Source organism: Pedococcus sp. P1_H8 (assembly GCF_056405175.1).
This window is the reverse complement of record NZ_JBFUCP010000339.1, coordinates 1-403: the sequence shown is the minus strand read 5'-3', so window position 1 is coordinate 403 and position 403 is coordinate 1. Positions and strand designations below refer to the sequence as shown.

The following is a 403-nucleotide window of genomic DNA, read 5'->3' as shown; positions in this document are numbered from 1 at the left end:
GTTGTGTACCGAGCCAAACCTAGTGCGAGGCACGGCAGATGTGCACTGCTGAAATCACGTCAAAACCGAAATTCACGAAGATCGGGAATCGCGCCGAACCCGACGCGACACCGATTTCCACATTACGAGCTTTTTTCACATTACGAGCACCGGACTCAGCCGGCACTCGCGCCCCCGCCGACGGCCAGCAATGCCGACGTCGCGTCGACGACCCGGCTCGCCATCAGCGACTTGGAGCCGTGCGCCAGCGCCCGCTCCGAACCGTCGGCGCCGAGGATCCAGCCGCTGTTGTCGTCGACCTCGAAGGCCTTGCCCTCGCCGACCGCGTTGACCACCAGCAGGTCGCAGCCCTTGCGGGCGAGCTTGCTGCGGGCGTGGGTGAGCACGTCGCCCTGCGCGTCCC

At 65.5% G+C, this 403-nt stretch carries 1 protein-coding gene; it reads right to left on the bottom strand.

The features are described from left to right. Positions 1–155: 155 nt before the first annotated feature. The coding region (locus tag AC1DYG_RS20280) for a phosphopantothenoylcysteine decarboxylase domain-containing protein (RefSeq protein ID WP_477641636.1) at positions 156–403 on the bottom strand (248 nt) is incomplete at its 5' end.